This window comes from Mesorhizobium sp. WSM4815 (genome assembly GCF_055811575.1).
Window position 1 is genome coordinate 12,736 of sequence record NZ_JBVVQS010000078.1, and the last position, 23,638, is coordinate 36,373.

Annotated in this window: 18 protein-coding genes and 1 pseudogene; 7 read left to right on the top strand and 12 right to left on the bottom strand. The window is 62.8% G+C overall.

From position 1 onward, the window contains the following. Window positions 1-144: 144 nt before the first annotated feature. Both AC0L2B_RS05110 and AC0L2B_RS05115 read left to right on the top strand, forming a co-directional pair. On the top strand, window positions 145-291 hold the full coding sequence (locus AC0L2B_RS05110; protein ID WP_198032808.1) for a hypothetical protein: 147 nt from the start codon (window positions 145-147) through the stop codon (window positions 289-291). A 294-nt stretch (window positions 292-585) separates the two neighbouring features. Then, window positions 586-1,587 carry a GlxA family transcriptional regulator gene (locus tag AC0L2B_RS05115; RefSeq protein ID WP_128246512.1) on the top strand — a complete coding sequence of 334 codons (1,002 nt, stop codon included), beginning with the start codon at window positions 586-588 and terminating at the stop codon, window positions 1,585-1,587. A 64-nt stretch (window positions 1,588-1,651) separates the two neighbouring features. Here AC0L2B_RS05115 and AC0L2B_RS05120 read toward each other — a convergent pair whose 3' ends face one another. The 11 genes and pseudogenes from AC0L2B_RS05120 to AC0L2B_RS05170 all read right to left on the bottom strand — a co-directional run bounded on the left by AC0L2B_RS05120 (window position 1,652) and on the right by AC0L2B_RS05170 (window position 16,553). Next, window positions 1,652-2,500 carry a DUF1194 domain-containing protein gene (locus AC0L2B_RS05120; protein ID WP_473515909.1) on the bottom strand — a complete coding sequence of 283 codons (849 nt, stop codon included), beginning with the start codon at window positions 2,498-2,500 and terminating at the stop codon, window positions 1,652-1,654. 240 nt (window positions 2,501-2,740) lie between these two features. Then, entirely contained in the window at window positions 2,741-5,302 is a 2,562-nt protein-coding gene (locus AC0L2B_RS05125; protein ID WP_473515910.1) for a GcvT family protein, read from the bottom strand. Window positions 5,303-5,459: 157 nt separating this feature from the next. Next, window positions 5,460-6,217: pseudogene (locus AC0L2B_RS05130) on the bottom strand (FkbM family methyltransferase). Further along, on the bottom strand, window positions 6,214-7,449 hold the full coding sequence (locus tag AC0L2B_RS05135; protein ID WP_473744464.1) for a hypothetical protein: 1,236 nt from the start codon (window positions 7,447-7,449) through the stop codon (window positions 6,214-6,216). Before AC0L2B_RS05135 ends, AC0L2B_RS05130 begins: the two are co-directional and overlap by 4 nt. Before the next feature lie 21 nt (window positions 7,450-7,470). Then, the gene (locus tag AC0L2B_RS05140; protein WP_473744465.1) at window positions 7,471-8,943 is read right to left on the bottom strand and encodes an aspartate aminotransferase family protein; all 1,473 of its coding nucleotides are present in this window, start codon (window positions 8,941-8,943) and stop codon (window positions 7,471-7,473) included. 23 nt (window positions 8,944-8,966) lie between these two features. Next, the gene (locus AC0L2B_RS05145) at window positions 8,967-9,974 is read right to left on the bottom strand and encodes an NAD-dependent epimerase/dehydratase family protein (RefSeq protein WP_473744466.1); all 1,008 of its coding nucleotides are present in this window, start codon (window positions 9,972-9,974) and stop codon (window positions 8,967-8,969) included. Next, window positions 9,971-10,447, bottom strand: a complete 477-nt coding sequence (locus tag AC0L2B_RS05150) for an EamA family transporter (RefSeq protein WP_473515914.1) — start codon at window positions 10,445-10,447, stop codon at window positions 9,971-9,973. Before AC0L2B_RS05150 ends, AC0L2B_RS05145 begins: the two co-directional genes overlap by 4 nt. Window positions 10,448-10,566: 119 nt before the next feature. Continuing rightward, complete coding sequence (locus AC0L2B_RS05155) at window positions 10,567-11,919, bottom strand: FAD-binding oxidoreductase (RefSeq protein WP_473607725.1); 1,353 nt, start codon at window positions 11,917-11,919, stop codon at window positions 10,567-10,569. Window positions 11,920-11,921: 2 nt separating this feature from the next. Continuing rightward, a complete protein-coding gene (locus AC0L2B_RS05160) occupies window positions 11,922-13,355 on the bottom strand; it encodes a UbiA family prenyltransferase (protein ID WP_473744467.1) in 1,434 nt (477 codons plus the stop codon). Between the two features lie 260 nt (window positions 13,356-13,615). After that, window positions 13,616-13,879 (bottom strand): hypothetical protein, encoded by a 264-nt coding sequence (locus AC0L2B_RS05165; RefSeq protein WP_236377105.1) that lies wholly within the window; start codon window positions 13,877-13,879, stop codon window positions 13,616-13,618. A 184-nt stretch (window positions 13,880-14,063) separates the two neighbouring features. Further along, the gene (locus AC0L2B_RS05170) at window positions 14,064-16,553 is read right to left on the bottom strand and encodes a mechanosensitive ion channel family protein (protein WP_473744468.1); all 2,490 of its coding nucleotides are present in this window, start codon (window positions 16,551-16,553) and stop codon (window positions 14,064-14,066) included. Between the two features lie 216 nt (window positions 16,554-16,769). On the opposite strand from AC0L2B_RS05170, the gene AC0L2B_RS05175 reads away from it, so the two are divergent. From AC0L2B_RS05175 to AC0L2B_RS05190, 4 genes are all read left to right on the top strand, one after another. Then, on the top strand, window positions 16,770-18,029 hold the full coding sequence (locus AC0L2B_RS05175; protein ID WP_473744469.1) for a sarcosine oxidase subunit beta: 1,260 nt from the start codon (window positions 16,770-16,772) through the stop codon (window positions 18,027-18,029). An 88-nt stretch (window positions 18,030-18,117) separates the two neighbouring features. Beyond that, complete coding sequence (locus AC0L2B_RS05180) at window positions 18,118-18,414, top strand: sarcosine oxidase subunit delta (protein WP_128246501.1); 297 nt, start codon at window positions 18,118-18,120, stop codon at window positions 18,412-18,414. Continuing rightward, window positions 18,411-21,419 carry a sarcosine oxidase subunit alpha gene (locus AC0L2B_RS05185; protein WP_473744470.1) on the top strand — a complete coding sequence of 1,003 codons (3,009 nt, stop codon included), beginning with the start codon at window positions 18,411-18,413 and terminating at the stop codon, window positions 21,417-21,419. The genes AC0L2B_RS05180 and AC0L2B_RS05185 overlap by 4 nt, the downstream gene beginning before the upstream one ends. After that, entirely contained in the window at window positions 21,412-21,999 is a 588-nt protein-coding gene (locus AC0L2B_RS05190) for a sarcosine oxidase subunit gamma (protein WP_473744471.1), read from the top strand. The genes AC0L2B_RS05185 and AC0L2B_RS05190 overlap by 8 nt, the downstream gene beginning before the upstream one ends. Window positions 22,000-22,021: 22 nt before the next feature. Here the strand turns inward: AC0L2B_RS05190 and AC0L2B_RS05195 are convergent, their stop codons facing one another. Continuing rightward, the gene (locus AC0L2B_RS05195) at window positions 22,022-22,726 is read right to left on the bottom strand and encodes a nitroreductase (RefSeq protein ID WP_473744472.1); all 705 of its coding nucleotides are present in this window, start codon (window positions 22,724-22,726) and stop codon (window positions 22,022-22,024) included. Between the two features lie 311 nt (window positions 22,727-23,037). Here AC0L2B_RS05195 and AC0L2B_RS05200 point away from each other — a divergent pair, with 311 nt between their 5' ends. Beyond that, window positions 23,038-23,625 (top strand): helix-turn-helix domain-containing protein, encoded by a 588-nt coding sequence (locus AC0L2B_RS05200; RefSeq protein ID WP_031254773.1) that lies wholly within the window; start codon window positions 23,038-23,040, stop codon window positions 23,623-23,625. The last annotated feature ends 13 nt before the right edge of the window (window positions 23,626-23,638 follow it).

Sequence of the window (23,638 nt, forward strand, 5' to 3'; positions counted from 1 at the left end):
CCCAAATACGTCGCATTCCGTGTCGCTTTTCCTATCAAGTGCTTCGCTTTTGCGATTTAGTTTCCCTTCACGTAAGCCTATATCAGCGCCAGCCAACGAGCTGCCCCACTCCATCACGCGAAGGCGACCCGTCTGAGCAACCGAATGGAGATGATGATGAAGCTTTTTGCCCGCCTTTTTGCTCGCCGTGAAATGAGCCTGACGACCGCGCTCGAGCGCCAGCGCCTTGCCAACACCATGCCGGGCCAGACCGGCGCCGTGGCCGCTGCGCGCCTCGGCTTCGTCGCCTGATCTGCAAGCTCGCAAGCAGCGCTCGCTGCTGCTGCTGCTGCTTCGAAGTTTGATCACAACGCCGCTTCGGTTTGCCGAGGCGGCGTGCTTGGTCATGCCCCGACCACATGCGGCAAATGCTTAATCCGGCAGCATGTCGGGTCCGTCATCGCATAGCGATTGCCCATTTGCGACCCATGTCGCAAATAAAGTCTTTCCGTTGCCGCCTAGCCGATTGACAGGAAAAGTTTTTCCTGATGTCGCTATGCTGATCGCGACATCCTGTTCGCGCCATTGCAGCGTGAGGGTTACCCTGTGAACGTCGTAAATCATCCGATCAGGCGATCGTTTGTATTCTTCCTGGTCCCCGATTTCACCATGATCGCCTTTGCAACGGCGCTCGATCCGTTGCGCTCGGCCAACCGGATGCTCGGCTACGAAGCCTACCGCTGGCGGCTCGCCAGCATCGACGGCAAGCCGGTGCGCGCCTCGAACGGCGTCGAATGCGCCGTCGACACCTCGCTGGAGGACGAACGCAAGAAGATGTCCGGCTCCGAACGGCCGAACATGGCGGTCGTTTGCAGCGGCATCAATGTCGAGCGCTACCAGAACAAATCGGCCTTCGCCTGGCTGCGCGAGGAATACAATCGCGGCGTCGCCATCGGCGGCTTGTGCACTGGCGCTCATATACTGGCCGCCGCCGGCCTGCTGTCCAACAAGCGCTGCGCCATTCATTGGGAGAACCTGCCGGGCTTTTCCGAAGCGTTCCCGAAGGCCAATGTCTTTGCCGACCTCTTCGAGATCGACCAGAACATCTACACCTGCGCCGGCGGCACCGCGGCGCTCGATATGATGCTGAAGCTGATCGGCGACGATTTCGACGACAATCTGGTTAACCGGGTCTGCGAGCAGGTCTTGACTGACCGCGTGCGCAGCCCGACCGATCGCCAGCGCCTGCCGCTGCGCGCACGCCTTGGCGTGCAGAACTCCAAGGTGCTGACCATCATCGAACTGATGGAAGCAAACCTGTCCGAGCCACTGTCGTTGATCGAGATCGCCGACCATGTCGACCTGTCACGCCGGCAGATCGAGCGCCTGTTCCGCACCGAGATGGGACGATCCCCTGCCCGCTACTATCTGGAGATCCGCCTCGACCGGGCCCGGCACTTGCTGATCCAATCATCGCTGCCGGTGGTCGAAGTGGCGGTCGCTTGCGGCTTCGTCTCCGCCTCGCATTTCTCCAAATGCTATCGCGAGCTCTATGCGCGCTCGCCGCAGCAGGAGCGCGTCGATCGCAAGCAGTTGCTGGTCGCGTAGACTAGACAAGACAAGGCAATATTTTGCACGCGTATCTCTGGTCTGGCGGATGGCCGATTGAAGTCTAGCGGGTATCGAACATCCAGCTTCGGTCGCGCCACATTTTCTCGCCGACCTGGCAATCGGTGGCCGGCTTGTCCTGCGCCAGCACCACTGGCGGATGCGCCGCTTCTTCCGCCGTCCATTGCGGTGAGGCAGGTCCGGCAAGCTCAAGCACCAGCTTGCGGCGGATCGCTTCGGGAAACTGCGTCCACTCATTGACGGGGATCATGAACGCCCCGGGCCCGCCGATGACGCAGTCGGTGTAATAGCGGTCGAGATAGTTGACGTCGTAGACGCTGGTGAAGCCGCCCCGCGTCATCAGCGGCAGGCCGTTGATGGTGATGCCTTGCCTGACCAGTTCGTCACGGATGATGTCGACGGGAGCACCTTGATTGTTGGGGCCATCGCCTGAAATGTCGATGACTCGCTTGACGCCTTGAAAGCCGCTTTCGGCGAAGAGATCGCTGCTGAATTGCAAGGCACCGGAAATCGAGGTGCGCCGCGCGCTGTTGGGCGCATGGGCGGAGAGTTGCTCGACCACCCGCTCGGCGTCGGCACGATTGGCGATCACCGTCCACGGCACGATGATGTGCTGCCATGTCGTGCCGGCCCATTCGACATAGGTGACGGCAATCTTGCCGTAGGCGCCGTCGGCGATGGCCTGCAGGACCGTGTCATGCGTCAGCGCCGCGACATAGCCGCGACGCTGGATTTCGAGTTCGGCCGGCGACATCGACAGCGAAACGTCGACCGCCAACACCAGTTCGACGTCGACGGGTTCGGCAGCGCGGGAGTCCGGCGCCTGGACGAGCATCAGCACCAGCGCGGCGGCGCCTGAGAGGAGATGTCCTGCGCGGGGAAAAGCAGACATGCCGCAAGGTAAGCGAAAATCGTCACGCCACAAAGCGAAAAGCCCAGCGCCGGGCTAATGCATGTCGTCCAAAAGCATGCCCTCGGGCTTGAACCAAGGGTGCGCAGCGGGTTTGGGCAACGACTTGCATAAAAACGAGAACTTAACGCGCTGCGCATGACTCCCCACACAACGTGACGCGCCTTAAGTCCTTGCGCTCACATTTTGCGAGTCCGCCTCTCACCCTCTATTGTGGGAGGCTCAGCTGCGTGGCTTGAGGTTGTCCGGGTCGTAAAGCGGCCTGTAGCCGACGGCGGCCACTTCGACCGGGTATGTCTCGCCGAAATATTCGACATCCAGCTTGCGGCCCTCCTGGCAATACGCCCACGGCAGATAGGCAAGCGCGATGTTCTTGCCGATGGTCGGGCCGTAGGCGACCGAGGTCGTAAACGATCGGCGGCCGAGTTCGTCGACCAGCGTTTCACCCGTTTGCGGGTCCATCACCGGCATCGTGCCGACGGGATAGCGGGCCACGCCCCTGGAATCGACATTATCCGTCATGACAAGCGTGCAGAGCATAACCGGCTGATGCGCACGGGCGCGATAGTCCAGATGCTTTGCCTTGCCGCTGAAATCGGCCTCCTTGACCTTCGGGCGGGCAAGATCGGCCTCCAGCAGATTGTACTCGGTCAAAAGATCCGCATTCTGCAGGCGCAGGCTCTTCTCCATGCGGCGGCTGTTGGCATAGGTCTCGACGCCAAAAGCCATCACGCCGGTCGAACGCAAAGCATCCCATACGGCCAGGCCGTCTTCGTAGCGCATGTGCAGTTCCCAGCCCTGCTCGCCGACATACGAGATCCGGAAAGCGGTCACGTCCTTGCCGGCGATCCTGACAGGCTTGATCGCCGCAAAGGCAAAGTTCTCCGGCGTCAGGCCATCCGGGTCCTCGACGACCTTCTGCAAGGTCGAGCGCGCGTTCGGACCCCAGATGCCGACGGTCACGTATTTCTCGGTCACGTCGGTGATGGCGACATCGAACCCTTTGTCTTCTGCCGTCCGCCGCATGTAGTGGAAGTCGCGCGGGCCGGCATCGGCGCCGTCTATGACGCGGCAGCGGTCGGCCATCCGGATGACGGTCAGGTCGGCGCGCACCATGCCCTCGTCGTCGAGGAAATGGGTGTAGATGCCTTTGCCGATATTGCCGTCGCCGCCGATCCTGGCCGCGCACAGCCACTCCATCAGCGCGACATGATCAGGGCCTTCCACGTCGTACATCGCGAAATGCGACAGGTTGACGATGCCGCAATCCTCGCTCATGGCGAGATGCTCGGCATTGGAGACGCGCCAGAAATGGCGGTTGTCCCACTCGTTTTCGCGCACCGGCACCCGGTTGCCGTATTTCTCGAGCAGGTGCTCGTTGGCGGCATAGCCGTGGGCGCGCTCCCAGCCGCCGAGTTCCATGAAATAGCCGCCGAGTTCCTTCTCGCGCTCCCAGAAGGGCGAGCGGCGCACGTCGCGAGCCTTGGAGAATGGCTCGCGCGGATGGACGGCCGGATTGTAGACCTTCATCGCCGTTTCGGTGCAGCGGTCCCAGATGAACTGCTCTTGCGTTTGGTGCGGATAGAAGCGCGAATAGTCGATGGCGTGGTGGTCGATCGACGTCCTCCCGTCCGTCATCCAGTCGGCGATGAGCTTGCCCATGCCGGGGCCGTCCTTGACCCAGATCGCGACGGCATACCAGAGGCCCCGCACCTTCTGGCTCTCGCCCATGGAGGGGCCGCCGTCTGCCGTCACCTGCAGAAGCCCGTTAAAGGAATGGCTCTCATTGTAGCCCAGTTCGCCCAGGATCGGCGTCAATTCCATGGCGCGCTCGAGCGGCGCCAGGATCTGTTCCATGTCGAGGTCGCGCTGCGAGGGCGATAGACGGGCCTGGTCTTTCTCCAGGAGGTCGCGCGGATGGCAAAGGCGCGGATTGGTCTCTTCGTAGTAGCCCCACTCGATCTGTCCGCCTTCGGCGGTCTTGGGATCGCCGGTGTCGCGCATGTAGGCCGAGTTGCCTTGGTCACGCAGCAGCGGCCAGCCGATCTCCTTGCCGGTGCCGGCGAACTCGGTATAGGGCCCGAAGAAGGTGAGCGGATGGTCGATCGGCATGACCGGCAGGTCCTCGCCGACCATTTCCGCGATCAACCGGCCCCAGATACCTGCGCAAACGATGACGTAGTCGGCTTCGATGGTGCCGCGATCGGTCACCACGCCCTTGATGCGACCGTTCTCGACGACAAGCGACCGGGCCGGCGTGTTGGCGAAGGATTTAAGTTTTCCGGAGGCTTCCGCCTGGTCGACCAGCTTGCCGGCGACCGTTTGCGAGCGCGGGATGACGAGACCGGCATCGGGATCCCACAGGCCGCCCTGCACCATCTCTTCTTCGATCAGCGGGAATTTCTGCTTGATCTCGGCCGGCTCGATCAGCCGGGCACGCGTTCCGAAAGCCTTTGCCGAGGCGATCTTGCGCTTGATCTCCGCCATGCGATCGTCATCGCCGACGCGGGCAACCTCGAGGCCGCCGATACGGGCGTAGTGACCCATCTTTTCATAAAAATCGATGGAGTAGAGCGTCGTCCAGCAGGACAGGAAATCATGGCTGGTGGTGTAGCAGAAGTCGGAAGCATGCGCTGTCGAGCCGATATCGGTCGGAATCCCTGACTTGTCGATGCCGACGATGTCATCCCATCCGCGCTCGATCAGGTGATGGGCGACCGATGCGCCGACAATACCGCCCAGCCCGACGATGACGACCTTCGCCTTTTCCGGAAACCCTGCCATTGCCCGCGACTCCAAAGTGGTAAAGCGGGCACCGGCGCCCGTTTGATCGGCGCACAATATGCAGGCGACAGCCGCCATGCTACCGCCTGTTTGCGACACGCTGCAAGTGCGACGCGACCCGCAAAAATCAGGTGCTATCGGGCTCCGGGGCTATCCCTCAGGCGAAGGCCCAGATGTCCTCGGCCTGGAAGCCGACCTGGTAGCCGGCGGTCTTCAACTTGACCACGACCTGGCCGATCTCGGCCGCCGGCAACGCACCAACCTCGACCTTGATCATGCCGGGACGGTAGCGCTCGAGGTCGAGCTGCTCGAAGACGATCCAGTCGGCGCCTTCGCAATCGACAACGAAGGCGTCGATATGGGTGATGCAGTTGCGGTCGAGCAGCGTCTGCAATGTCTCCGACGGCACTTCGATATCCCTGAGGTGCGGCGCGAATTTGTTGAAGTTGGCATCGGCCTGGCCCCAGGCATTCTTGCCCGACATCAGATTGGTGTCGGTCACCGACGAGCAGCCGATGAACTCGATCGGCAGCGTGCCAGCCTCGAGTGCGGCGCATCGAAGGTGTGGACCGTGATCGTTCCCTTGCTCTTCGTCACCGCAACCGGCTCAATGATGAAGCGGCCCGTATCGGTATAGTTGGCGCGCAACCGCTTCTGGTTGTGCGGGATCGGCTCGACCAGTACGGCGCGAGCGTGCGGGATGCGGTGCAGCCACGGCGTCACATCGTCGAACAACACGCCATCGCAGGCGCCGACATTGACCATCTGGAACCGCCTTTTTGCCCCACTGAGGCGCGCCTTCAGCGCGGCCTTCGCCAGGAACTTCGTACCGTGCAGCGACGGCCCGCGATCGAGGATGCCAGCGGGGAGGCCGAGCGACAGCGCGATGCGCGCCAGGCTGGAAACGGAACTCATGACTTGTCTCCAGGAATGACGTGCAATGGCGCGGCGCCGCGCCCTTTGGTGCTCGCTGATGCCCACAACGCCATAAATGGCCCGGCGAGCAGCAGGAACGGCGGGATCAGATTGGGAAAATAGATGCGGGTGTCGTGGATCGGGAAGACCGTGAATTTGGCCAATACGCCGAGCACCAATGCCGCAAACAGAATGCCGGCGCGGCGGTCGAGCTTGAAGCCGGCACGGCTTGAGGCATACCACCCCGCCAGCGCCATCACCGAGACGCCGACCCAGTTGTTCAGGCTGACGGCACGGATCAGGGAGGCGGCAAAAGCCCGGAGGTAGGCGACAGCCGAGAACGGCGGATCGAAGCCGGCCATATTGTAGTGCTGCTCGATCGAGGAGAACCACAGATGCGGCCACCAGCCGGGATGCTGCGCCCAGTGGGAGATGGCGAAATAGGCGACGAGCGAGGCGGCAAAGCCGGCCAGCGCGCCCCACGCATTCTGCCGGAAGACCAACAGCAGCACGGCAAAAATAGCAAGGAAAACAATATTGTCGGGCCGAGCCATGAAAGCGAGAAAGAGCAGGATCGCGGTGGCCACTTCACGACCGCGCCTATAGGCAAAGAGCCCGCCGAGGAACAGCGCTGAGCACAGCAGGTCAGGCGTCAACGCCCGCGCCGCGTCGCCGAAATCAGCCATCATCAGCACCGCGCCGAGAACCGGCGCCAGCGCCAGCGCGCCCTCTGAGCGCAGCCAGAGCAGCGCGATCGCGCCGAACAGCAGCACCGAGAACACCTGCAGCAGCCGCATCGCCGCGACCGGCGACATCGCCGAGCTCATCGTCGACAGGATCTCGGCGAAAAGGAACTTGATCCGGTACATGCCGAGCAGCGAATGGAAATCGGCGGCATTCCCGGCCATATGACTGCGGAAACCGCCGCCATCATCGGTCAGCGCCTTGTAGTCGCTCGCCGACAGGCCGTCCCTGACCGTGCCATAGGCATAATCGTGCAGCGCCTGCACATCGCGATAGGTGCCCTCCTCGGCGATCGCAAGGTAGGGCAGCATGTCCCAATTGGCGTCAGGCATGAACCATGCCGTCGCCGCGGTCAGCAGGATGTAGAGCGCGAAGGCAGCCGCGCCGATCGGTGCGGCAAGACGCGCATAGGTGCCCTCGCCCCATGCCAGACTGGCCTTGGTTAGCCGGTCGAGCAGGTTCGTCGGAGCCGGAGACTTGCTCAGCATGGTCTCGCTCGGCGCACCTGGCTAACGAACCTGGCTTTTGACGAAATCCTTCACGATCGACACGATGCCGCGCGACAACAGGCTGTCGAGCGCCTCGACGAAGCGGTCGACATGTTCGCGCTGGCAGATCAGCGGCGGTTCGAGACGGATGACGTTGCGGTTGTATTCGGTGAAGGCAACGAGCACGTCGTAGTCACGCAGCAGCAAAGCACCAACAAAACCGGACAAGGATCCCTTCAGCTTGTCGTCAAGCACGCTGACCACAGGCCGCAGCACCATCGGCAAGGTCTGCGAAAAGTCGTGGAATTCCAGCCCGACCATAAGGCCTTTGCCGCGGACCTCCTTGATGATCCTCGGGTATTTTTCGCGCAACGTCTGCAGGCGTTGCAGCAGATAGTCGCCGGTGACCGCGGCGTTGTCGATCAGCCCCTCGTCGTAAAGCACGTTGAGCGCCTCGATCGAGGTGACGCAGGCCTCGCCCATGCCGCCGAAGGTGGCCATGGCGTGGATCATCGCCGTCTTCGGCGTGCCATAGGCCTTCAAATAGACCTCGCGCCTGGCGATCATCGCGCCGACCGCCGCCTTGCCGCCACCGAGCGACTTTGCCAGCGCCGTCACGTCCGGAACGACGCCGTAGTGCTCGAAGGCATAGAAGCGGCCGGAGCGGCCATAGCCGCACTGCACCTCGTCGGCGACCCACAGAACACCGTATTGGTCGCATAGCGCACGCAGCTTCTGCCAGTATTCGGCAGGCGCCTGGATGATGCCGCCGCCGCCCTGGATGGTTTCGAGCACGATGACGCCGACCTCGGGATCGGAGCGGAACGTGCGCTCGACCGCTTCGACGTCGCCGAACGGAATGCGCATGACATTGTCGGCCATCTTGAAGTCGGCGCGATAGAGCGAGCCGTCGGTGATCGCCAGCACGCCCTTGGTCTTGCCGTGGAAGGAATTCTCGGCATAGACGATTTTCGGCCGCTTCGGGCCGGCGGCGCGCTCGGCGAGCTTCACCGCCGCCTCCATGGCTTCCGAGCCGGAAGAGCCCAGAAACACCATGTCGAGGTCGCCGGGCGAGCATTTGGCGAGATTGTGCGCCAGGGCCGCCGCATATTGCGACATGAAGGCGATGGCGATCTCCTGCCGCTTCTCCTCCTGGAACTTTTTGCGCGCCTCGAGAAGGCGCGGATGATTGTGGCCGAAGGCCAGCGAGCCGAAGCCGCCGAAGAAATCGAGGATCTTGCGGCCGTTCTGGTCGATGTAGAACATGCCTTCGGCGCGCTCGATCTTGATCTTGTGGAAGCCGAGCAGTTTCATGAAATGCAGCTGGCCGGGGTTGAGATGCGCCTTGAACAGGTCGGTCATGCGCGCGACGTCCATCGCCTTGGCCTGCTCGACGCTGATCAGATCGGGCTTGGCGGTGGTGGCGGGCGAAAGCGCCCGCGCGCTGACCGTGGCGCGCGCAGTCGTGTGGTCTGACTTGGTCATGACCGTCATCTCAAGAGTCTCCTGCTGGCCCTTCACTCGGCGGGCACATGGTTGGCGGCGACGGCATGGCCGTCTTTCTTGGCGCGATATTCGCTGTAGGCGGCGATCAGCATGTCCTCGTCGCGATATTGCGGCACCCAGCCGAGCTGGCGTTCGGCCTTGGACACGTCGAGCACGCAGTCCTCGTCGGCGATCAGATACTGCTCAGGATCCATGATCGGCATGTTCAAGAGGTCGAGCAGGTCGAGCGTTCGCTTGACTGCCCAGCCCGGGGTCGGGATCAGGATCGATTTCGAGCCGGCATGCCTGATCAGGTCGCCGAGCAATTTCCGGACCGGCGGCGGGTTGAGCGAGCCGAGATTATAAGCCTCATCAGGCACGCCGGCCTTCCACGCAGCGCGCGCCGCCTCGGCGCAGTCGAACACCGAGATGAACTGATACGGGTTCTTGCCCGAGCCGATCATTGGCACCGGGAGGTTCCAGTCGATCAGCTTGAACAGCTTTTCGAGGATGCCGAGGCGGCCGGGGCCGATGATCAGGCGCGGCCGAAACAGCGAGATCGACATGCCGCGCTTGCGCCATTCGACGGCCAGTTCCTCGGTCTTCTGCTTCGACCAGCCATATTCGCCGAGCGGCGCGACCGGGTGCTCCTCGGTCATTGGTTGTGTGACCGTGTGGCCGTAGATCATGTCGGTCGTGTAATGGACGAGCTTGGGCGCGCCGGCTCTGTCCATCGCCTGCATGATATGCTCGGTGCCGTGGAAATTCACCGGGAAGAAGAATTCGTGGCGCCTGGCGCGCACCTGGATCGGCGACAGCATTTTCGCCGACAGATTGTAGACCATGTCGTAGGCCTTCAGCCCAACCGAAGCGACCGAGGCCGGATCGGTGACGTCGCACCTGACATATCGGACCGAGCGGTAATGCGGCAGGTCGCTTTTGGCGATATCTGCGACGACCACCTCCTCGCCATCGGCCAGGAGTTTCGGGGCAAGGTGGCGGCCGACGAAACCGTCACCGCCGAAGATCACATGTCTCATCGAACGATCCCACTGTGAATCTTGTCGGACGAAAGGGAGGCGGTTTCCTCGTCATGCCCGCGACCACCCAAATCCTGGCTATCCAAATCCCGGCCACCCAGATCCCGGCCACTTTGGGCGATCAGCACCGTGCCGACGCAGATGAAAGCGATGCCGGCGATACGCCAGCCATTGAGGTCTTCGCGGAAGATGAAATAGGCGAAGATCGCGACGGCGACATAGGCGAGGCTGAGGAACGGATAGGCGAAGCTGAGCTCTACCTTGGACAGCACATAGATGTGCGCCGCCATCGAGATGACGAAGGTGCACAGGCCGAAGAAAACCCATGGGCTGAAGACGATCTGCAACAGCTTCAGCAACGGATTGCTGCCCTCGAAGGAAATCGGACCGAGTGACATCATGCCCTGCTTCAGCATGAGTTGCGCGGCGGCGTTGGTCATGACCGTGAACAGAATTGAGACGATGTATTTCATGTTTTTCTCATCAACCTTTTTCGTTCTACTGAAAACTTCCAAACATTTCGTGAAGCACAAAAAAGTTCGAGGAAAGCTTGAATTATCGATCTGTTTACCACGAACTATTCGAATGTTATCTATTCCGCGGCTTCGGCGGCTCCGTGTCGCGCCTCGAGCCTTTTCGCCGTTCGCGCCCAGAAACTCGACATGAAGGCGGGATCGCGGATCGCTTCGAGGCGTTGCCATTCCGGAAAGGAGGCTGCGAAAACGTCGTCGCCCATGCGAGCATCCTTGTAGGGATTGACCGCACCACCGGCCTCGACCGTGATTTGGTCGAGCTCCTTCAGCAGCGCCAGCGTCGCCCTGCCACGGTTGGGGAAATCCAGCGTCAACGTGAAACCCGGCCGCGGGAACGACAGCAGTGCCGGCGAGCGGACCCCGCCGAAGCGCTTCAGGACTGTGAGGAACGAGCCCTGCCCGGCCCGTTTTGCCGCCGCAAGCAACGCCGGCACCACTCGGCGCGCGACGTCTTCCGGCATCACGCTCTGGTGCTGGAAAAGCCCATTCGGTCCATAGAGGCGGTTCCAGTTGCCGACGCCGTCGAGCGGAAAGAAGAAACCCTGGTAGCCGACCTGACGCGCCTCCGTCGACCGGCCTTTCTTCCACCGGTAGGCGGCATTGAAGGCAGTCAGGAACGGCCGGTTGAGCACGTTGAACGGCGGCTGGAACGGCACCGAAAGATTTCCACCGGCACGCAAGGCCACATGGGAGCCATGCTCGGCGTGATTGCCGGTGAACAGCAGCCCGCGGCCGCGACTGTGGCCGCCGGCAAGCTGGTCGATCCAGGCGACGACGTATTCGTTGGCCTGATCGGCCGCTTCCGCAAGTTCGAAGAACTCGCCGAGATCACGGAATGGCGTCACCTTCTCGATGATGTCGAGCGATGGCACCCTCATCAGCCGGATCGATGCGGACAGTATCAGGCCAGTCAGCCCCATGCCGCCGATCGTCGCCGCGAACTGGCGTTCATTCTCGGTGGCCGAGCTGTAATGGGCCTGTCCGTCCGATCTGAGCAGCGTCAAGGATTCGACGTGGCAGCCGAAGGTGCCGCGCCGGTGATGGTTCTTGCCGTGAACGTCGTTGGCGATGGCGCCGCCGAGCGTGACGAACTGCGTGCCCGGAACGACGGCGGGAAAGAAGCCGTATGGCGCTGCATGGGCGATGATGTCGGACAGAAGCACGCCGGCCTCGGCCTCGATCACGCCGGTCTCGGCATTGAAGGCGCGGATCCTGTTCAGCGGCCGCATATCGATGATCGTGCCGGCCCCATTCTGGCAGGAATCGCCATAGGAGCGGCCGTTGCCGTAGGCGAGCAAAGCGTTTCTTGTCGCCTTGCCGCTCTTCAGCAACGCAACAGCGTCGTCCGCCGGGATCACATTGAGTGCCGGTGGCGTGGCAAGACCGAAGCTCTGGAACCGCTCCTGGCCCACGCCTACCAGCCTCCGACGACCAGAAACACAGCGCCGATGAGCACGACGATCTGGCTGCGCCAGTCGCGGATGATGAAGACGACCGGATCGTCATGCATCTGGTCGCGGCGGGCGAGAATCCAGACGCGCATGGTCAGGTAAAGCACGATCGGCGCCAGCGGCCAGACCAGCCAAGGATGCGGATAAAGTTCGCGCACCGCAGCGCTGTCCATATAGAGCGCCAGCACCAGCGCCGAGGAAAAGGCCGACGCCATGCCCGCCTGGGCGACGATCTCCTGGTCTTCGGTGCGGTAGCCGCGGCCGGCAATGCGCTCGCCGGCCGGAATGGCGGTCGTGCGCAGCTCGACAAACCGCTTCACCAGCGCCAGCGACAGGAAAAAGAAGATCGAGAAGGCCAGCAGCCAGAAAGAGACGTCGACGCCGGTTGCCGCGGCGCCCGCCAGAACGCGGATCGTGTAGAGACCGGCCAATGTCAGCACGTCGATCAGAAGCATGCGCTTGAACGACAGCGAATAGCCTGTGGTGATGACCATGTAGCCACCGAGCACGCCGAGGAATTCGATCGGCAGCAGAAGCCCTGCAGCAACGCCTGTTGCGAGCAGCACCATCATTGAACCGAGGCCGAACGGGATCGACAGCGCGCCGCTGGCGAATGGCCGGTTGCGCTTGGTCGGGTGTTTGCGGTCGAGCGCGAGATCGAAGAAATCATTGAGGATATAGATGGCGGAAGCGACTGCGCTGAACGAGACGAATGCCAGCAGGCATTCCCAGATCATGTCGGCGTTGAAGTATTCGTGCGACAGCACCATCGGCACTGCGATCAGCGAGTTTTTCAGCCACTGATGAACGCGCAGCATCTTGACGATGGTTCTGAATGTCGGTTTCGGCGCCGGCATGATTTCAGCACTGTGCGCGGCCTGCCAGCGCGCGGCATGGCGGTCGGGCGCGACGACGATTGCCGTGTGCGCGGCGTCGAATACCTTAAGGTCGTGCCGACTGTTGCCGGCATAGTCGAAGCCGCCATCGCCATAGGCTGCGACAAGCGAGGCGCACTTTCTGCCTGACGTCATGTTGTGGGGGCCGTCAGTCGCCAGGACGCGATCGAATATCCCGAGATGTGCGGCGATCGCCTCGGCGAATTTACGCGGCGTCCCGGTCGCCAGCACGATCTTGCGGCCTTCGCCATGTTCGGTGCGAAGGCGCTGAAGCAGCGCCTCGCGGTAGGGCAGCGACGCAGGATCGATGTCGATGCGTTGAGCGATGGCCTGCTTCAACCGCGCCGGCCCGCCGGCGAGCCAGAACGGCACCAGGAAAACATAGAGCGGATTCTTCTTGAGAAGGATGAACAGACCTTCCCACAGCAGGTCCGTCGCGAGCAGCGTGCCGTCGAGATCGACAGCAAGCGGGATTGCGTTCCTGTCCGACCGCGCATCCATTCTTCGTTGCCCTGCCTAAAAGCGCATGATCCCGAAAGCCGACCTTTCGGAAAGGATCAGGCGCCGATCCAAAACCCCATGCTTCGGCGTCTTCGGCCCGATATAGCGGGCAACAGCGCAGCGATCGTTAAGGCGTCCGGCCCGGCCTGGCTTGCGTGACGGTATTTTCCCTTTCATCGTTAAGTTTCGATAACCCGAAACGATCAAAGGTCGGGCATTTGCCCGGCCTTCTAAAAACTAGTCAACGTTTTTTGACGCGGTTACTTGATGCGGGCGACGCCGCCAGAGATTTCGATTGTTTCCGAACCGGTCAGTGCTTCGAGGTCGCCATTCGGCATGGTAACGAAACAGCCGGTCGGGCAGAATTCAGCGGTTTCGCCGGCGGCCAGCGCCAGCTCCGTCTTGCCACCGCCTTCGGTCACGACGAGTGTGCGGGTCTCGGCGTCCTTGTTGGTGGCGCTGGCGGCGAAGGCTGAATCGCCCACGGCAAGAAAAGCAATGGCGGCGACGAGAGACTTCCACATTTGCAGTATCGGTGTTGCCACCGCCTCTGTTGCATTTCGCAAGGCATTCCCGCCCTTTGCATGTGAGCTTATATGAGATGCCAGCTGAACGGCAACTGAATGCCGCATTCATGCCGCAATTGCTTTGGCTGCGTCGGAAGCGCAGGTATCAGCCGTTCGCAGGCCGGCTGAATATCAATAAACCCTAATCGGGATCCGGCTTGCGGGTCTTGCGCCCGGATCTGGCCAGGCGTTTCGTCTCGGCCACGGCTTCCGCCTTTGCTTGCTCCTGTTCGGCAAAATCGACTTCGATCTTGTCGTCATCGATCGGCCACGCCTCATGCTTCTTGGTCTCGACGACGGCGCGCGGCGCCGACGGAATTTCGATATGCTGATCGGCGAACTCGTCGAGGACGGCAAACCGAATGTCGTTCTGCACGATGTTGCCGTTCATCACGTCGGCCAGGAACACACGGATTTCGAATTCGAGAGCGGCCGCCCCGAAATTGGTGAACAGCACGAAGGGTTCCGGATTTTTCAGCACCAGCGGATGGCCGCGCGCAATCTCCAACAGCACAGCATGGGCCTGCTTGACGTCGCTGCCGTAGGCGACGCCGACCTTGATGTCGATGCGACCGAGCTTGTTGCGGTGCGTCCAGTTGCCGACCGCATTGTTGATCAGGTTTGAATTGGGCAGGATCACCGACTGCCGCTGGAACGTCTCGATCTCGGTAGCGCGCACGCTGATCTTCTTGACCGTGCCGCTGATCTCACCGGCGACGATCCAGTCGCCGACCTTGAACGGCCGCTCGGCCAAGAGGATCAGGCCGGAGACGAAGTTGGAGACGACATTCTGCAGGCCAAAGCCGATACCGAGCGACAGGGCGCCGGCGACAAGCGCCAGGTTGGAGAGATCGATGCCCGCCGCCGAGACGCCGACGAGGGCTGCGAGCGCGACGCCGGCATAGCCGACCGCCAGCCGGATCGAGTTGCGCACGCCGGTATCGACCTTGCCGCGCGCCATCACCGAGCCGTCGAGCCAGCCCTGGAACCAGCGCGTCAGGAAATAGCCGATGATGAAGACGACGATGCCGGTGAGGATGCCGGTCACCGAGATCGTCACGGAGCCGACGGTGAGGCCCGTCGCCAGCTTGTAGGCCCAGGCCTCGATGTCGCCGGGCTGGAAGCCCCACATCAACAGGATCATCGGCAGGAACACCAGCACGATCATCAGGTTGATGGCGACGCTGACGACCAGGCCGAGCTGGTCGAGCGCGGACTCCTCATAACTGGAATTGGTCGATAGCCAGCGCCCGATCGACGTGTTGGCAAAGCCACCTTCCTCGCTGATCGCCCGCGCTGACAGGAAGCCGATATAGGCGGTCACCAGAATGGTACCGGTGACCACGACCTGCAGCGAGACGAAGATGGCAAGGCCGATATAGCCGAGCAGCGCCGTGGCAATGGTGAAAAGGCCTAGCGCGACAGCGGTGTAGCGCAGCCACGCCGGCCAGGGGCGCCAGCTTCCGTCGGTGGCCTTGAACGGCTTCAGCAGCGCCATCAGGATCAGGATGATGCCGACGATGACGGTGGCGACAAAACTTCTGGCGATGGTCAGAGACAGCGGCGAGCCCATCGTGTCGTTGACCACCGACAGGAAATAGTTGACGCCGATCACCACCGCCATGGCGGTCGTCAGCCGCACCAGCCAGCGTGCCGGGCCTGATTCAACGGGGATGAGCCGCCAGTTCGGCAGCCGCGGCTCCAGCGTCGCATTGGCCAGTCGGTTGACGCAGAACACCACCGCGATGACCCCGACCAGCGCCTTCAGGAAAACGCCAATGTCGCCGCGCAACACATTGTAATAGTTGAAAAAGAACACGGTCGAGACCAGGAAGACGCCGACCGCCAGCGTCGGCAGCAATGTCGACCAGAACGCCACCGACAACCGGCTGAGATAGGACGGATCTTCGACCGACGGGTCCGCTTCGAAGATACGCCCGAACAAACGCCGCCCACCGACAAAAAGCACCGCCGCCAGGGAAAGCGCCGTCAAGGTCGCGGCCAGCACGGCCTGGAACTTGAACTTGAAGACAAAGGCCAGCCACGACGACACTGCCTTGCTGAAGCCGGTAAATTCACCATTGGCATCGGAAATGACTTCAGGGCTCAACGCGTCGGACAGCACGTAGCGCTTGGTGAGCAGATTGCGAAACAGCTCGCTGCGCATATTGGCGATCTTGGCGATGAGGCCGCTGATTCGGATCGACAGGTTTTGCGCCGCGGCGATGACAGCATTGATCTCGGCCTTTTCGGACGCCAGCGCCTGGCGTTCGCTGGTCACGATGTCGGGTTCGGGTGGCTGGCCCGCGGCCGGCGGCGCCGCGAGCTGATCGAGCCTTGCGTTGATCTCCGAAAGGCGCGGGCGGAAGACAAGCGCGCTGTCCAGCGCACCTCGCGACATTTCCTCGAGCTGCAGGCGGATGTCGACAAGGCTGGCGTCGTCGTCACCGTCCTCCTGGATTTTCTTTTCGAGATTGTCGGTCCTCGTCGTCAGGTCCTGCAGGATTTTCTGCTGGTCGGCGACCACTCCAGAGGCAGCCTGCTCAAGCCCCTGCGCCGCCGCATCAAGCGACAGCGGCGCCGAGGCGACGATCGCCAGGACCAGAACGAAGCGGAGCAGTCGGAAAAGCATGATCGTTTGGCGACTCACAGGCGGTAAGGCGTTCTAAAGCTCGCCTTTGATAAAGACGCTGATACCGGGGAGCAAGCCGTCCCGCCCTGCCCGCCCTTCGGAGTCGGCCAGTCGAAAAGCGATGGCGCAATATTGGCTTTGCGGCAGCGGCCTGCTCTATAATGTGCCGCATCGCCCAAAACGGCTGACGAAAAGCCAGAACGGACAACAAAAAGAATGGCGGAATATTCGGCCTTCTCGCTTCTCAAAAATGCGCTGACCGGCAACAAGGACTGGAAACCGGCCTGGCGCAAGCCGGACCCGAAGGCGTCCTACGACGTGATCGTCATCGGCGGTGGCGGCCATGGCCTGTCGACCGCCTATTATCTCGCCAAGGAGCACGGCATCACCAACGTGGCAGTGCTGGAAAAGGGCTGGCTCGGCTCCGGCAATGTCGGCCGCAACACGACAGCCGTCCGCTCCAACTACCTGCTGCCGGCCAACACGCGCTTCTACGAACATTCGATGAAGCTGTGGGAGAACCTGTCGCACGATCTCAACTACAACGTCATGTTCTCGCAGCGCGGCTGCCTCAACCTCGCGCACACGCCCGCCCAGCTCGACGATTTTGCCCGCCGCGGCAACGCCATGCGCCATCTCGGCGTCGACGCCGAACTGATGACCACGGCCGAGATCGCGCGCCTGGTGCCTGCGCTGGACGTCTCCGCCACGGCGCGCTTCCCAATCGTCGGCGGCCTGATGCAGCGGCGCGCCGGCACCGCACGCCACGATGCCGTCGCCTGGGGCTATGCGCGCGGCGCCGACCGCCGTGGCGTCGACATCATCGAGAATTGCGAGGTCACCGGCTTCCTGCGCGACGGCGACCGCATATCAGGCGTCACGACCTCGCGCGGCGAGGTTCGTGCCAGGAAGGTGGCGGTCGCGGTGGCCGGCAGCACCGGGCAAGTCATGCGGCTCGCCGGCATCGATACGATGCCGATCGAGAGCCAGGTGCTGCAGGCCTTCGTGACGGAATCGCTGAAGCCGTTCATCAACACGGTCCTGACTTTCGGCATGGGCCATTTCTACATGTCGCAGTCGGACAAGGGCGGCCTCGTCTATGGCGGAGATCTCGACGGCTACAACAGCTACGCCCAGCGCGGCAGTTTGCCTGTTGTCGACGAGGTGATGAGCGAGATGCTGGCGCTGTTTCCGGGTCTCGCCCGGGTTCGCATGCTGCGCTCCTGGGGTGGCGTCTGCGACATGTCGATGGACGGTTCGCCCATCATCACCACCGGCCCGCTGCTGGGCATGTATCTCAACTGCGGCTGGTGCTACGGCGGCTTCAAGGCGACGCCGGCCTCCGGCTGGTGCTTTGCGTGGACCATAGCCAAGGATGAACCGCACGACATCAACGCGCCCTTCACCCTGGATCGCTTCCATCGCGGCCTGGTGATCGACGACAAGGGCCAGGGCGCGACGCCGCGGCTGCATTAAACCATGATCCCGAACCGCAGGTTGGCGTAACAAAGATTGGAAACCGGTTTTCGGCCAAGATCATGGTCAAACGAGAAGATACAATCGCATGCTGATTACCTGCCCCTATTGCGGCCCGCGCGACGTCATCGAGTTCACCTATCAGGGTGACGGCAACCGCGAGCGCCCTCAGCCTGCCTCGCAGGACCTCGATGCCTGGAACGCCTATGTCTACGACCGATTGAACCCGGCGGGTGACCACAACGAGATCTGGCAGCATTCCGGCGGCTGCCGCGCCCATCTCAGGGCCGTGCGCAACACGCTGACACACGAGATCTCCAGCGTCGTGTTCACGCGCGGCGACCACAAAGTGGCTGCCCGGCACAAGGCGGAGGGCAAGTCATGAGCCCGCGCCGCACCGATGCCGGTGGCCGGATCGACCGGCTGCGAACCATCCGGTTCACCTTCGACGGCGCGCCTCACACCGGCCATGCCGGCGACACGCTTGCCTCAGCGCTGCTGGCCAATGGCGTCACCCTGTTCGGACGCTCGTTCAAATATCACCGTCCTCGCGGGGTGCTGACAGCAGGCGTCGAGGAACCGAACGCCCTGGTGACGGTGTTGCGGGGCGAGGTTCGCGAGCCTAACATCGCCGCGACCATGGTCGAGATCCATGATGGGCTGACCGCCGTCAGCCAGAACCGCTTTCCATCGCTGGCCTGGGATGTCAGCGCCGCCAACCAGCTCGGCGGCAAGCTTCTGTCTGCCGGCTTCTATTACAAGACCTTCATGGGGCCCGCGATCGGCCCGCTGAAGAGCACGCGTTTCTGGATGTTCTGCGAGCATTTCATCCGCCGCGCCGCCGGTCTCGGCCGCGCCGGGACCGCTGCCGACACGGCGCGTTACGAGCGCATGAACGCCTTCTGCGATGTGCTGGTGGTCGGTTCCGGTCCGGCCGGACTGATGGCCGCCAGGGCAGCCGCCGATCAGGGCGCGCGTGTCATCCTCAGCGAACTCGAACCGCATTTCGGCGGCTCGGCCAACTGGTCGGGCGAGACGATCGACGGGATGCCCGGGGCCGACTGGGCAGCGCGAGCCGCCGGCCAGCTCGAAGGCTATGACAATGTCCGCCTGCTGCCACGCACCACGGTCTGGGGCTATTACGACGGCAACACGCTCGCCGCGCTTGAACGGGTTGCCGACCACAAGGAGAGGCCCGGCAAGGGCGAACCACGCCAACGCTACTGGATCATTCGCGCCGAGTCGGTGGTGCTGGCCACCGGCGCCTTCGAGCGGCCGCTGGTGTTTCCGGGCAACGATCGGCCGGGAGTGATGCTGGCGCATGCCGCCGAGCGCTACGCCAACGAGTACGGCGTGCTGGCGGGCAACAGGATCGCACTGTTCACCAACAATGACAGCGCCTATCGCTCCGCCCTGGCGCTGAAGAAGGCCGGCGCGGCGATTGTCGCGATCGTCGACGTGCGGCCGGAGCTTTCGAGCGAGATGCGCGAGTTCGCCGATGAAGCGGAAGCCAAGATCCTTTTCGGTCACGCCGTGGTCGCCACCGAAGGCGGCAAGGCGCTGTCCGGCGTCAAGGTGCAGCGCTTCGACATGGTCAACGGCGCGCTTGCCGGCGAGGCGCGCAGCATTCAAGCCGACTGCCTGCTGATATCGGGAGGCTGGTCGCCGATCATCCATCTGGCCAGCCAGGCCGGCGCCAAGGCGGAATGGAATGCTGCTCGACAAGCCTTCCTGCCACCGAAGCCAACCCAGCGATGGCCAAGTCAGAGATGGATTGGCGCCGGCGCTTTCACCGGCAGCTTTTCCACCGCCGAGGCAATCGCCGAAGGCCGCGCCGCCGGGCTTTCGGCGGCGGGTGGAACAGGTGCGCCAACGGCCCTGCCGGTCGTCGAAGCCGCACCCGGCGGTCCCGACCCGGCGCCGGTGTTCGAGATCAGGGCCAATGGAAAAAGCTTCGTCGATTTCCAGCACGACGTGACCGCGGAGGATGTACGGCTTGCACATCGCGAAGGCTTTGTCTCGGTCGAGCATTTGAAGCGCTACACCACGCTCGGCATGGCGACCGACCAGGGCAAGAGCTCCAACATACCCGGCCTCGCCATCATGGCCGAGGCGTTGGGCAAGCCGATTCCCGAAGTCGGCACGACACGCTTTCGCCCACCTTTTTCGGCCGTGTCGATCGGGTCACTCGCCGCCGAGCGTTTCAGCGACCTGAGGCCCCAACGGTTGACGCCGATGCATGACTGGCACGTCGCCAACGGCGCGACCATGTATTCGGCCGGCCTCTGGTATCGCCCGATGATCTATGGCCATCCCGGCGAGACGATCGAGCAGGCCTATGTGCGCGAAGCCAGGGCGACGCGCGAGAGCGCCGGCATCGTCGATGTCTCGACGCTGGGCAAGATCGCCGTGCAGGGCCCGGACGCGGCGGAATTCCTCGACCAGGTTTACACCAACATGTTCTCGACATTGGCCGTCGGCAAGGCCCGCTACGGGTTAATGCTGCGCGAGGACGGCCTCGCCTTCGACGACGGCACGACGTGGCGGCTCGGCGAACAGGACTTCCTGATGACCACCACGACCGCCAATGCCGGCAAGGTGATGCAGCAACTGGAGTATGTCCTCGACGTCATCTGGCCGGGGCTTAAGGTCCATGTCACCTCGGTGACCGACGAATGGGCGGGTGCGGCGATCGGCGGGCCTAGGGCGAGAGAGATCCTTGCTGCTTGCGTCACCGGCACCGCCGTCGACAACGCAACCCTGCCTTTCATGGGCATCGTGCACGGCAAGATATCAGGCGTGCCGGTGATGATCTGCCGGCTTTCCTTCTCCGGCGAAATGGCCTTCGAAGTCTACTCCGGCGCCGGCTACGGCACCCATGTCTGGGAAGCCTTGATCGAAGCCGGCAAGCCGTTCGGACTGGTGACTTACGGGCTTGAGGCGCTTGGCACGTTGCGCATCGAGAAAGGCCACGTCACCGGCGCCGAGATCGACGGCCGCACCACCGCACGCGACCTGCATCTCGACTGGATGCTGTCCAGGAAGAAGCCCTTCATCGGCTCGGCGATGATGGATCGCGAGGGCCTGATCGCGCCTGGCCGCCTGGAACTCGTCGGCCTGATTTCGCTGGACAACCAGCCGCTCAACGGCGGCGCCCACATCGTTGAAGCGCTTGACGAAGCCAATCCGCACGATTCCATCGGCCACATCACCGCTTGCTGTTATTCGCCGGCGCTCGGCAAGTACATCGCGCTCGCTCTGGTCAAGGACGGCAAGGCACGGCGCGGCACGCGCGCCCATATCTCCGATCCTCTGCGCAACCGGTTCGGCCCGGTCGAGATCGTCTCCAATCACTTCTTTGATCCGGACGGGAGCCGCATGCATGGTTGAGCGCCAATCCCCGCTTGAGCTGGAGCTGCGCACCGGCTCGCATGGCGATTTCGAACACGGCATCGAGGTCATCCTCTCCGAAACCAGGCCGGGATCGATCCTGCAGCTCGCTGCCTGGCCGGGCCAGGAGAAGGCGTTGATAGCAGGCATTCGCACCGTTACCGGCCTTGCGCTGCCCGACGGCGCCGGCGCCGGCAGCACCAACGGCGTGAGGTCGGTGTTCGGTTTTGCGCCGGGCAAATTCACCGTGGTCGACGAGGCCGAGGGCCTGGCATCGGCCTTTGCCAATGTCGTCACCCCTGATATCGGCACGGTGACCGACCTGTCGCATGGCCGCACCGCGATCCGCATCGCCGGACCGAAGGCCGAATGGGTGCTGGCAAAGTTCTTCGCCATCGACTTCGCGCTGCCGGCCTTCCCGGTCGGTGCCGGCCGCTCGACCATGCATCATGACATCTTCGCCCAGATCCAGCGCACCGGCGCCGACCAGTTCGACATCTATGTGTTCCGCTCGTTTGCGCGCTCGTTCTGGAAGGCGCTCTGCCACGCCAGCGAGGAAGTCGGCTACGAAGTTCAGTAGACCGAGACGGCGCGTTGTCACCTCAACTGGCGAAAGTCACCCACTCTTCCAGCGGCGCGCGGTCGGTGCGGAACGCGTTTGCGGGCTTGGATGTGTCCTCACGGCCAAGCGCCATGCCGCAGACGACGATCTCCTCGTCGGGAATGTTGAGCACCGGCCTGATCTGCTTGTGATAGGGTGCAAAGGCCGCCTGCGGGCAGGTATGCAGGCCCCTGCCCCGCGCCGCCACCATGATGTTCTGCAGGAACATGCCGTAGTCGATCCACGAGCCCTTGTTCAGCCGCCGGTCGACGGTGAAGATCATGCCGACCGGCGCGTCGAAGAAGACGAAGTTGCGGTCGTGCTGGGCGCGCATCCTGTCGACCTCACGCCGGCCGATGCCGAGCACGCTATAGAGGCCGAAGCCATTGGCCCGCCGCCGGGTCAGGTAGGGCTCGAAGAACTGGTCGGGATAGTAGCGATACTCGTCCCACTCGGCCTTTTCGGCACGGATACCGGAGTTGAGGATGGCGTCGCTGATCCGTTGCTTGACCTCGCCCTTGGTGACGTAGACGCGCCAGGGCTGCATGTTGGTGCCCGAAGGCGCCCGCGCGGCAACGCCGAGGATGGCGCGGATCGTCTCATCGTCGACCATGTCGGGCAGGAACGCCCGCACCGAACGGCGCGACGTGATCGCCTCGTCGACGATCGCCGCGCCATCCGTAATCTTAGTCCTGTTTTCCAGCATGGGCGTCCCTTTGCGCGTGCCCCGGAAACCGGAATCGATTCCGGAAAGGATACATGCGCCGTCTAGAAATGAGAGAGCACCATTGCGGTCCAATTTGACGCATGGCGCTCTAACGCAAGCTCGACCGGACGCCCTCACTCGCCGTTCGTGGCCGAGCCTTTGCCTGAACCGTCAAAACGGCGCAAGCAAATCTTGTGGCCTCATGAAAATTCTCTTGATTTTTTCACGAACCTGACCCCTGATGAAATTTGCCCTCAATTTTTCACCAAGGGGGACTTTTCACCAGACAGATTTTTACCGAGAAAAAAGCTTTGACCTCAACCGCCGTCAGATCGGAGCAGGAAAACCGCGAACGGCTGCTGGCCGGCGATATCAGGGCGCTGCGCAGGGCGCGCGGGCTGACGCTTGCCGAGACCGGCCTGAAGCTCGGCCGCTCGGTCGGCTGGGTCAGTCAGGTCGAGCGCGGCCTGTCGATACCGTCGCTTAGCGATCTCAGAGGCTTCGCGGAATTGTTCGGCGTGCCGGTCAGCCTGTTCTTCAGCCACGATGTGCCCGTCGAGAACGAGCGCGGCGTGGTCGTCCGCGCCGGCAGCCGCCGCACGCTTGGCACAAGCGATTCCGGACTGGTGGAGGAGCTTCTGTCACCCGATCTCGGCGGTAGTTTCGAGATGCTGCGTTCGGTCTTCGCGCCGGGTGCTGAACTGAAGACCGAAGCCCGCCGGCCGACGGAGGAAGCCGGATATGTCGCTTCCGGCAGCTTCGACATCGAGATATCAGGCGTCTGGCACCGGCTTGGTGAGGGTGACTCGTTTCGCTTCGACGGCAAGCCGTTCCGCTGGCGCAATCCCGGTGCGGAGCCGGCGGTGGTCATCTGGGTGGTTTCGCCACCTGTCTACTAGAGGTCTGGAGAAG